The organism is Streptomyces sp. UW30, assembly GCF_008042075.1.
Classification (GTDB): Bacteria; Actinomycetota; Actinomycetes; order Streptomycetales; family Streptomycetaceae; genus Streptomyces.
The window spans coordinates 2,129,820-2,139,478 of sequence record NZ_RDBN01000037.1 but is presented as its reverse complement, the minus strand read 5'-3'; the positions used below and the strand labels follow the sequence as shown (position 1 = coordinate 2,139,478).

The window sequence follows — 9,659 nt, the reverse complement described above, 5'->3', positions numbered from 1 at the left end:
GGGTGACAACAACGCCGATCCGTTCGACGGTGACAGCTATGACCACGCCATCCTGCAGTTGCTCGACCACCCGGCGGTGAACCTTCCGAAGGCTCCTCCGGCCAGCGCGGGTGGGGTGGAGGCCGCGAGGCTGCAGGGGGGCGCGAATGCCTCGCATCTCGGTGACCCGGCGTATGACACGTCCGACTTCGGGGACAGCGCTCCTGGGAATCTGCGGGTCGACTACGTGCTGCCGTCCAAGGGGCTGGTGGCGGGCGGGAACGGGGTCTTCTGGCCGACGTCCGGCGATCCGTTGTACCGGCTGGTGGGGAACGGGGTGACCGTGCCGACGTCGGATCATCGGCTGGTTTGGCAGGACGTGCGGGTGGGGTGAGCGGTGGGATGTGCCGGACGGGCTGAATGGTGCCGACCGGCGTCAGCATCCGGCCGTCACTGTCTGTTGCGCACCGCCCGTCCCACCTCCCGTCTGTCGGTCTTCACCGATGTACGCCACCTTGGTCACATGACCTCCTCCACCCTCCCGCACCGGCCCGCCGGCAAGAGCGAGCGGGCGTGACCGGGCGCCCGGGGATCCACGACGCTCCCCCCGTCCCCGACGTGTTCGACCCCCGTCAGTACGCCATCGGCGTGCCCCACGACGCCTACCGCGTCCTGCGCGACCACCACCCCGTGGCCCGGCAGGACGAGCACGAGGTGCTGGGCTGGCCGGCCGGGCCCGGATTCTGGGCGGTGACCCGGCACGCGGACGTCGTGCGGGTGCTCAAGGACTCGGCGACGTACTCCTCGTACATCGGCGCGACCCAGATCCGCGACCCGGACCCGGACGACCTGCCGTTCATCCGGCGCATGATGCTCAATCAGGATCCGCCGGGCCACGGCCGGCTGAGGCGGCTCGTCAGCCGGGCGTTCACTCCCGGGCGCGTCGACCGTTTCGTCAGGGTCGCGCAGGAGCGGGCCGGCACGCTCCTGGCGCAGGCCCTGGACACGGCCCGCGCGGCGGACGGCACCGTGGACCTGGTCGGGGCCGTCACCGACGACTACGCCCTGCTGAACCTCGCCGACCTGCTCGGCGTGCCGGAGGCCGACCGCAAGCTGTTGCTGCACTGGACGCAGCGGGTCATCGGCTACCAGGACCCCGACGAGGCGGGCCCGCAGGTGCGGGACGCGCGGGGCAGGCCGGTCAATCCGCGCTCGCCCGCGATGCTGAGGGACATGTTCGACTACGCACGCCAACTGGCCGCGCACAAGCGGCGGTTCCCCGGCGACGACGTGATGACCACGCTCGCGCACGACGCCGAACTCGCCGAACCCGAGCTGGAAATGTTCTTCTTCCTGCTCACCGTCGCCGGCAACGACACCGTCCGCAGCGCGGCCCCGGGCGGGCTGCTGGCCCTGGCCGAGCACCCGGAGTCGCACGAACGGCTGAAGACCGGAAAGGCCGAACTCTCCACCGCCGTAGAGGAGTTGCTGCGGTGGCACCCTCCCGTCCTCACCTTCCGCCGCACCGCCGCCGAGGACACCGAGCTGGCCGGCCGGCGCATCCGCGCCGGTGACAAGGTGGTCGTCTTCCACGCCTCCGCCAACCGTGACGAGCGCGTCTTCGCCGCCCCGGATCGGCTTGACCTGTCCCGCGCGCCCAACCCGCATGTGTCCTTCGGTGACGGCCCGCATGTCTGCCTGGGCGCGCACTTCGCCCGGCTCCAGCTGCGGGTGCTCTACCAGGAAGCCCTGCGGGCCCTGCCCGTGCTGCGGACGGCGGGGCCGCCCGAGCGACTGGTGTCGAACTTCATCAACGGGATCAAGTCGCTGCCGATGCAGGTCACTTGAGCCGGGACAGCCGTCAGGTGCGGACCTGGATCAGCGCATGGGTCCCGCCGGTACGCCACTTCTGGCCCTCCGCGGCCACCAGCGCCGCCTCCGTGCGGGGGGCCAGGCCCGTGATCACATCGGACTTCAGGGTGCGCAGGGCGGCGACCGGGCCGGGAAAGTGGGCGGTGACGTCGGCGAACGGCGTGGTCGGCGGCCAGAGCTGGTCGCCGACCAGGCGGCGGTAGTTGAGGTCGCCCTTGAGGATGGTAAGAGTGGCGGCGGCGAGTTCCTCCCGCAGGTCGCCGGGCATCGCCGCGTACGCCAGCGGGGCGCTGGAGAAGGGGTGGGCGCGGACGACGAGGCGGCCGTCCGTCAGCGCCGACCAGAGCGTGCGACCGTGGTCCGCGGCCGCGCCGGGCGCCGACGTCAGCCGGCGCAGGGCGTCGAGCACATCGGCGTGGGTGGCGTCGGAGACGTAGTAGGGGTACGGCTTGATGTGCAGGACGGCCCGTCCGATCCGCCCCTGCGCGAGGAGGTGGGCGATGAGGAGCAGGTCGGGGACGAGCTCACGGCCGGCGTTGTCGGCGATCACGCAGAGGGTGGCCGCGCCGGAGGGCGGGAGCAGGGACCAGAGGGTCTCGCTGTCGTCGGCCACCAGGGGCGGGGTGTCCGAGGAGGTCTCGTCGTGCGCGGCGGACAGCCGGAAGCCGAGGTCGGCGCGGTTGCCCCACAGCGACCCGTGCAGCAACGCCCGGTCCTGCTCTTCGGCGGGCCGGTCGGCGAGGGAGTCGAGGGCGGCCAGCTCCTCGTCCGTCTCCGGGGCGTCCAGTTCGGCCAGCTTGGAGGGCCGGAAGGGGTCGATGCCCTGCCAGGGGCCGGGGCTGAAGTAGCCGACGGCTTCGAGGAGTCGGCGGTAGAAGTAGCTCTCCGACCACAGCCACGGCACGTCGAACCAGGACCGGCCGGTGTACGCCTCGGCGCCCCACGCGCTCCAGCGGTCGCGGTCGTGCGCGTCGGTGGGGAGCGGTTCGATCACGCCCTTGGTGCAGCTCGCGAGGAGCATGTCCAGCGCGCGCTGCCGCTCGGGGTCGTACGGGAAGGACTCCCGTACCTGTCGGATGATCGCGGGATGCCGCTCGGCGAGCACGCTGTGCGGGAACGAGCCGGGTTCGTTCCCGAGGAGCACGGGCGCGGGCGGGACGGCGGACCTCTCGGGCATGGACCTCTCGGGCATGCGCCTCACCGTACCGCCCGCGTCATACGGCTTTGATCTCCCGCTCCAGCTGTGTCGCCAGGGCGAGATAGCGGGCCCGGCGGGGCACCGGGACCAGGCCGCGGATCATGATGTGCCACATCTCGGCCACCCTGCGCGGCTGGCGTGCGACGGGTTCGAGGGAGCGGCCGACGACGCGGGTGCCGACGAAGAAGCAGACCAGGGCGTGGGCCGCGGCCTCGGCGTCGACGTCCGGGTGGATGTCGGACTCCTTGGCGGCGCCGTGGAGTCTTCGGGTGGTGATGTCCAGCAGCTCGGTGAAGGGGTGCCGCAGGGGCGGCCGTATCACCACTCCCCCGGTGGCCAGGCGCAGACCGGCCCGGGTGATCGGGCCCTCGACGGCGAGGCGTGTGATGCCGAACGTCGTGCGCATCAGCGCCTCCAGCGAGGTGTGGCCCCGGGCGTCCATCTCGGTCGCCACCTGACGGGACGCCCTGGACTGAAGCTCCATGATCGCCTGGGCCAGGTCCTCCTTGGCCGCGAAGTGGAAGTACAGCGCCCCCTTGGTGACTTGGGCGTGCTCGACGATGTCGCTGAGGCTGGTCGCCTCATAGCCGCCTCGGTCGAACAGCTCGGCGGCTGCTGTGAGGATCGTGGTGCGGGTCTGTTCGGCGCGTAACTGCCTCGCCATCGGCTGGCTCTCCTGGGAAAGGGAAAAGAACGGGTCGTGCCGTTTGTTTTCTACTCCCTGTACAAGATAACTCACCCGCCCACGATGCCCACCTCGCACTCGAAGACCGTCGTCTCCCCCTGCCGTCCCACGACTTGCACATCGGCAGCGTGCGCCCCCGCCGCGTCGGACGTCTCTATCCATGCGGGCAGGTCAAGTTCGGTGTAGCGATGGAAGAGGGCTCGGAACGAGACCGGTGTCCGGCGGTCGCTCCCCCTTCGGGCCCGCACGGCCTGGCGGGAGGCCTCCAGCAGCAGCATGCCGGGGACATGGTCCAGCGGATGGTCGAAGAAAACAGCATGCCCGGTATCGACTCGCAGTCGCCAGCGGTCGGGTTGGCCGCAGGGAGCGAGGACGACGTCCGTGGGCAGGGCCCGGTCCACGACGGCGGGCGGCAGGCCGAGCGGAGGCGGCAGCGGGGACACGGTGGCGGCACTGCGACCGCCGCGCAGCCGGCGGTAGACGGCCGCGCTGGTCCAGGTGGCGGCCACGTGCGCGGTCGCGACACGCTCGCCGTCGAGCCGTACGTCGGCCTCGTAACGGAATCCGGCCGTGCGGGCGCCGCGGTGGTCGACGTCGGTGACGGTGAGGTGCAGAACCGGTTCGGCAGGTGTGATGCCGACGGCCAGCCGCTCGGGCCGCGTGCTGATCCGCAGTTCCCTGAGCACGAACTGATGGCCCAGTGGGACGTCGTAGGCGGTGTGCGCGAGGAGCGTGCCGGCCTGGCGGACGGTTTCGGCCACGAGCAGGGGTTCGTAGGCCGACCGGTCGGGCGACACGTGTAACTGGTGAGCGCGCGGCCACTCGGCGAAGACCGTGAACCGGTCGGGCGCCACCCTGTTCATACCGGTGAGAAACGTTTCCGCCACCGAGGCGCGGTGCACCAACTGGCGGGGTACGGTGGCGGTCAGGCCGTCCGGCGCCTCAGGAGTTTCGGCGAGCGGGGCCGTGGCGAACCGGCGCGGATAAGACATGTGCCCTCCTTGGTCCCCCCGTATGTGCCATGGCAGACGGCGAGGTGCCCGTGCCGCGAGCGTTAGAGTACGAGCCGACCGGTTTGTTTTCAATGCGGCCTGGGGTCGCCCGGCCCTGCCCGAACCGCTCCGGCGCACGCCGGGCGCACCGACCGACTCGGGCGCAGCCGGACATCACGGAGGGGCTGATATGGCGAGGCAGGAGCGCGCCATCAGAACGCGGAAGGTGATCCTGGAGGCCGCGGGCGCCGTCTTCGACGAGCACGGATACACCGCGACCACCATCGCGATGGTCCTGGAGCGGGCCGAAGTGACCAAGGGCGCGCTGTACTTCCACTTCCCCTCGAAGGAATCCCTCGCCCAGGCCGTACTGGACCAGCAGGTCCCGCTCGGAACGGTGCCGCCGCAGCAGTGCAAGCTGCAGGAACTCGTCGACGTCACCTTCGTGTTCGGGCAGCGTCTGCTCAACAACTCCCTGCTCAAGGGCAGTGTCCGGCTCGCGGTGGACCAGTGTGCGCCGTCCGGCGTCGACCACTCCGGGCCGTTCCGGCAGTGGGCGGACCATCTGGTCGTGGTGCTCGAACGGGCGCGTGAGCAGGGCGAGTTGTTGCCGACGGTGGAGCCGCGGCAGACGGTGGAGCTGCTGGTCGGCGCCTTCGCGGGCATTCAGTTGATGTCCCGGGCGCTGACCGACCGGGCGGATCTGGCGGAGCGGATCTCGGTGCTGTGGGGGCACATCCTGCCGAGCATCGCGGTACCGGGGCTGCTGACCTGCATCGACCGGAGTTCCGACCGCGGAGTGCGGGTGCTGGCCGGCATCGAGGAGGACGACGCCGAGCAGGCGGAGTGCGACCTGTCCCGTCGCTGAGCGCGCGCGGACCCGACCGGAGTGACGGTTTCCGTCCCCCACGGACCTACCACCCTGACATACGACGGGCCGGCCGATGCCCCATCCGCATCGGCCGGCCCGCCCGCCTGTGGTGCGCGCCCGCTCGGGGCGCGCGTTCAGTTGTCAGCCGCGGCCGTCATGACGCGGTGGTCGAACGCGCCTGTCGTCCGCGGCTGTCGTCCGCGTCCGCTCAGAAGGTCAGCTTCCAGCTGTTGATCCGGCCCGTGTCCTGGGCCGCGGTGTCCTGGACGCGCAGCTTCCAGGTGCCGTTGGCGGTCTCACTGGAGGCGTTGACCGTGTAGGTGGCGATGACGTTGTCCGCGGAGTCCGAGGAGCTGGCGGACTTCAGGCGGTACGTCGAACCGTCCGGGGCCACCAGGTCGACGACCAGGTCACCGCGGTAGGTGTGGGTGATGTCCACGCCGACCTGGAGGGCCGACGGCGCGTTCCCGCTGCGGCCGCTGACCGCGATGGAGGACTCGACCGCGGAGCCGTTGTCCGGGATGGAGACCGCGGAGGTGCTGGTGAAGGTGGTGCCCCCCGTGGAGCCGCCCGAGCCGCTCACCGCCTGCACCGTCTTGGCCGCGTCCGCGAGGCCGGCACCGCAGCCGCCCGAGCAAGTACCGGGAAGAGCACGCGAGTTGGTCTTGATCGCGGACTCGATCTGCGCCGGGGTCAGGGCCGCGTTGGCCGACTTCATCAGCGCGACCAGGCCCGCGACGTGCGGGGAGGCCATGCTGGTGCCCTGGTAGTAGTCGTAGTTCTCGGAGGACGGGCCCTGCGCGCCGGAGTTCAGCGTGGACAGGATGCCGTTGGCCGTGACGGAGTTGGTCTCGCCGCCGGGCGCGGCGATGTCGACGACCGTGCCGTAGTTGGAGTAGTAGGAGCGGTTCCCCTGGCGGTCGGTGGCCGCCACGCTGATGACGTTGTTGCAGCTGGCCGGCGAGTAGCCCGAGGCGTTGGCGTTGCTGTTGCCCGCCGCGACGACGACCGTGGTGCCGCGGTTCACGGCGGCGTTGATGGCGCTCTGGGTCGCGGTGGAGCAGGCTCCGCCGCCGCCCAGGCTCATGTTGATGACCTTGGCGACATTGGCGTTCGCCGGGACACCGGAGACGGTGCCGCCGGACGCCCAGGTGATGGCGTCGATGATGTCGGAGTCGTAGCCGCCGCACTTGCCGAGCACCCGCAGCGGGGAGACCTTCGCGCCGTACGCGATGCCCGCGACGCCCTTGCTGTTGTTGGTGACGGCGGCGATGGTGCCCGCGACATGGGTGCCGTGCCAGGAGGAGGTGGAGGCGGGGTCGCCGGCCTGGCACTCGCCCGCGGCCGTCCAGTCGCCCGGGTCGGCCGGGTTGCTGTCGCGGCCGTTGCCGTCGTTGCCGACCGTGGCGTCGGAGATGAAGTCGTAGCCCGCGACGATGTTGGCGCCGACGTCGGAGTGGGAGACATAGCCGGTGTCGATGACGGCGACGGTCACCCCGCTGCCGGTGGCGACGTCCCAGGCACCCGGCACGTTCATGCCCGCGGTGGTCTCGAAGAGATCCCACTGCTTGGTGTACTCGGTGTCGTTGGGGGTGGCCAGCGGCTTGTTCAGCCGGTCCGGCACGACGTAGGCGACCTGCGGGTCGGCCCGGTACTCGGCGACGACGTCGGCGACATCCGTCCTGGTCAGGTTCTCGCCCAGGTCGACGAGGGCGGCTCCGGAGCCGAGGCGGCGCTGGAAGTCGAGGTCCTCGCCGGCCTCCTTGCCCTTGGCGGCGGCGTCGGTCTCGGCGGCCTTGTTCGACTTGGCCTCGGCGGCGCCGGACTTGTAGCCGACGATGAGCCGCTCGGCCGCGGTGCCGGGAGCGGCCTCGGTCTGCGCCGCGGGGACGGCGGCTTCCTGGGGAGCGGGTTCCTGGGCCACGGCCGCGGAGGGGGCGGCGGCCGTGAAGAGCGCGGCGGAGACCGCGGCGACGGATATCAGCTTCCGTCTGGTGGAGGCAGAGGTACGCAAGGGAGTGCCTTTCGGGCCGGCCGTACTCCGGGCAGCGCGGAGCGGCGGACGTTTTCGCTTCGTCCTCGAAGCGGCGGGGGGTATTTCGAAAGTGCGGGGGCGTAGCGGCCGGCCTGGCACGAGCTGCGACCCGTTCGGGGTTACCTGTGGGTCGGCTGTGGTCGAACGATAGGCAAAGAAAAGGTCATCGGGATACAGGGGAAACCCTCGATCCGGCTGGAAACCCACCCTCTACGTCGGAGGGTTGACCGGTATTGACCGGCTCTGCCCGGTTCGTCGCGCACTGAACGCGCCGCGCCGCTTTCCCGTACTCGACAAGGACCCTGCACGCGCCGGCCGAGGAGACGTTTCGGATGTCCCGGATGCCCTGGATGAGATCGCACCGCTTCGCCCTGGCGGCCGCCGCCGTCACGCCGTTGCTGCTCACGGTGTGGGCGGCGGGCCCGGCCGGTGCGCACGGCGCGCCGACGGATCCGGTCAGCCGGGTGTACGCCTGCTCGCCGGACGGCGGCAGCGCGTCCCGGTCGGCGGCGTGCAAGGCCGCGGTCACGTCGAACGGCACGTCCTTCGCGGCCTGGGACAATCTGCGGATCGCGAACGTGAACGGGCGGGACCGTCAGGTCGTCCCCGACGGAAAGCTGTGCAGCGGCGGGCTGCCCGCCTACCGGGGCCTCGACCTCGCCCGCGCCGACTGGCCGTCGACCCGGCTCACGCCGGGCTCCACCCTGACCATGCGGTACGTCTCCACGATCCCGCACACCGGCACCTTCCGGCTCTACCTCACCAAGCCCGGTTACGACCCGACGAAGCCGCTCACCTGGTCCGACCTCACGGACCGGCCGTTCGCGGAGGTGAAGGACCCGGCGCTGACGGACGGCGCGTACCGGCTCACGGCGAAGCTCCCGTCCGACCGATCCGGGCGGCATGTGCTGTTCACGATCTGGCAGAACAGCAGCACGCCGGACACGTACTACTCGTGCTCGGACGTCGTGTTCCCGGGAGGCGGGAGCGCGGGGACGGCGGGCGGCGGGAGTACGGCGTCGGCCACCGCGAACCCGGGGCGCGACAACGGCCCCACGGACGCCGCACCTTCGCCGAGCACCGAGCCGCGCGCGAGCGAACGGAACACGCCACCCTCTCCCACGGCCGCCGCACCTGCCGGTGCCGGGACCCCGGGCGCCCAGGACGACAGCACGCCGGTGGCGTCCACCGGTGCCGCCGGCACGGGACCCTCGACCCCGCTGCTGGCGGGCGGCGCCGCCGCGGTGCTGGTGCTCACCGGGGGCGCCGCCCTGGCGCTGCGGTTGCGCCGGAGGTGAACTCCGGGGCGGTGGAGGTCAGTTGACGTAGACCGCCTCGCCGGTGCTGGTCACCGGGGCGTACTTGGCGGTGAAGTAGCCGTTGGCGAAGCAGAGGGACGAGCCGGAGACCTTGGCGAACTGCTGGCCGGTGAAGTTGATGGTGTTGTCGTCATTGCTCGCCGTGCCGGACAGGCTGGGTGCCTGATAGACGCAGTTGATGCTGCCGAGCAGGGTCCGCAGCACGACCGTCGTCTGGACGGTGGAGCCCGCGGCCGGGGTCACGGTGACGGTGCCGGCGGAGGCCACGGCGGCGCTGTAGGGCAGGTTGTTGACCGTGATGCTGGTGACACCGAGCACGCCGACCACGTTGGTGGTGCAGCTCGCGGCGTCGAAGGTGTGCGCGGAGACCGACTCCGTCGCGGTCCCGGGCGCGCCGGGGTTGTCCGTCACGGTGGCCGTGAACTGCGACGACTTGCAGGAGATACCGCTGGTGCCGGTCGCGCTGGAGTAGAACGTGGCGGCGGTGCCGCTCGCCAGCGGTGCGGTGAGGACCTCGCCGGCCGCGACGGCCGTACCGCCGACGGAGCCGGTGGTGAGGACGGCGCCGTCGGCCGCGGACGCGGGGACGGTCATGGGCAGGGTGAGAGCGGCGACCGTGCCGGCGAGGGTGAGGAGGGTGCGGGTGCGCATGCGGGTGTACCTCGTCTTTCGTTGGGGGGTGCCCTGAGGGCTCAGGGGGTTGGGGGT

General features: G+C 71.4%; 9 protein-coding genes. 4 read left to right on the top strand and 5 right to left on the bottom strand.

From position 1 onward, the window contains the following. The coding region (locus EAO75_RS28505; RefSeq protein ID WP_187284595.1) for an endonuclease/exonuclease/phosphatase family protein at positions 1-373 on the top strand (373 nt) is incomplete at its 5' end. A 197-nt stretch (positions 374-570) separates the two neighbouring features. After that, on the top strand, positions 571-1,827 hold the full coding sequence (locus EAO75_RS28500) for a cytochrome P450 (protein ID WP_147998120.1): 1,257 nt from the start codon (positions 571-573) through the stop codon (positions 1,825-1,827). Positions 1,828-1,840: 13 nt separating this feature from the next. Here the strand turns inward: EAO75_RS28500 and EAO75_RS28495 are convergent, their stop codons facing one another. From EAO75_RS28495 to EAO75_RS28485, 3 genes are all read right to left on the bottom strand, one after another. Continuing rightward, positions 1,841-3,043, bottom strand: coding sequence for a damage-control phosphatase ARMT1 family protein (locus tag EAO75_RS28495; protein WP_410092480.1), 1,203 nt, complete (start codon positions 3,041-3,043; stop codon positions 1,841-1,843). 22 nt (positions 3,044-3,065) lie between these two features. Continuing rightward, complete coding sequence (locus EAO75_RS28490; RefSeq protein WP_147997853.1) at positions 3,066-3,713, bottom strand: ScbR family autoregulator-binding transcription factor; 648 nt, start codon at positions 3,711-3,713, stop codon at positions 3,066-3,068. A gap of 71 nt (positions 3,714-3,784) precedes the next feature. Next, complete coding sequence (locus tag EAO75_RS28485) at positions 3,785-4,726, bottom strand: ScbA/BarX family gamma-butyrolactone biosynthesis protein (RefSeq protein ID WP_147997852.1); 942 nt, start codon at positions 4,724-4,726, stop codon at positions 3,785-3,787. Between the two features lie 190 nt (positions 4,727-4,916). On the opposite strand from EAO75_RS28485, the gene EAO75_RS28480 reads away from it, so the two are divergent. Further along, entirely contained in the window at positions 4,917-5,594 is a 678-nt protein-coding gene (locus EAO75_RS28480) for a ScbR family autoregulator-binding transcription factor (protein ID WP_147997851.1), read from the top strand. Positions 5,595-5,805: 211 nt separating this feature from the next. On the opposite strand, the gene EAO75_RS28475 is transcribed toward EAO75_RS28480, so the two are convergent. Then, positions 5,806-7,611, bottom strand: coding sequence for a S8 family peptidase (locus tag EAO75_RS28475; protein ID WP_147997850.1), 1,806 nt, complete (start codon positions 7,609-7,611; stop codon positions 5,806-5,808). A 362-nt stretch (positions 7,612-7,973) separates the two neighbouring features. On the opposite strand from EAO75_RS28475, the gene EAO75_RS28470 reads away from it, so the two are divergent. Then, positions 7,974-8,930: a lytic polysaccharide monooxygenase gene (locus tag EAO75_RS28470; protein ID WP_147997849.1), complete on the top strand. Its 957-nt coding sequence runs from the start codon at positions 7,974-7,976 to the stop codon at positions 8,928-8,930. Positions 8,931-8,948: 18 nt separating this feature from the next. Here the strand turns inward: EAO75_RS28470 and EAO75_RS28465 are convergent, their stop codons facing one another. Further along, on the bottom strand, positions 8,949-9,602 hold the full coding sequence (locus tag EAO75_RS28465) for a Tat pathway signal sequence domain protein (RefSeq protein WP_147997848.1): 654 nt from the start codon (positions 9,600-9,602) through the stop codon (positions 8,949-8,951). Positions 9,603-9,659 lie beyond the last annotated feature (57 nt).

Coding starts and splice junctions, on each gene's coding strand:
- EAO75_RS28495 (WP_410092480.1), bottom strand. CDS start 3,043: ATGCCCGAGAGGTCCATGCCCGAGAGGTCCGCCGTCCCGCCCGCGCCC.
- EAO75_RS28490 (WP_147997853.1), bottom strand. CDS start 3,713: ATGGCGAGGCAGTTACGCGCCGAACAGACCCGCACCACGATCCTCACA.
- EAO75_RS28485 (WP_147997852.1), bottom strand. CDS start 4,726: ATGTCTTATCCGCGCCGGTTCGCCACGGCCCCGCTCGCCGAAACTCCT.
- EAO75_RS28470 (WP_147997849.1), top strand. CDS start 7,974: ATGCCCTGGATGAGATCGCACCGCTTCGCCCTGGCGGCCGCCGCCGTC.
- EAO75_RS28480 (WP_147997851.1), top strand. CDS start 4,917: ATGGCGAGGCAGGAGCGCGCCATCAGAACGCGGAAGGTGATCCTGGAG.
- EAO75_RS28465 (WP_147997848.1), bottom strand. CDS start 9,602: ATGCGCACCCGCACCCTCCTCACCCTCGCCGGCACGGTCGCCGCTCTC.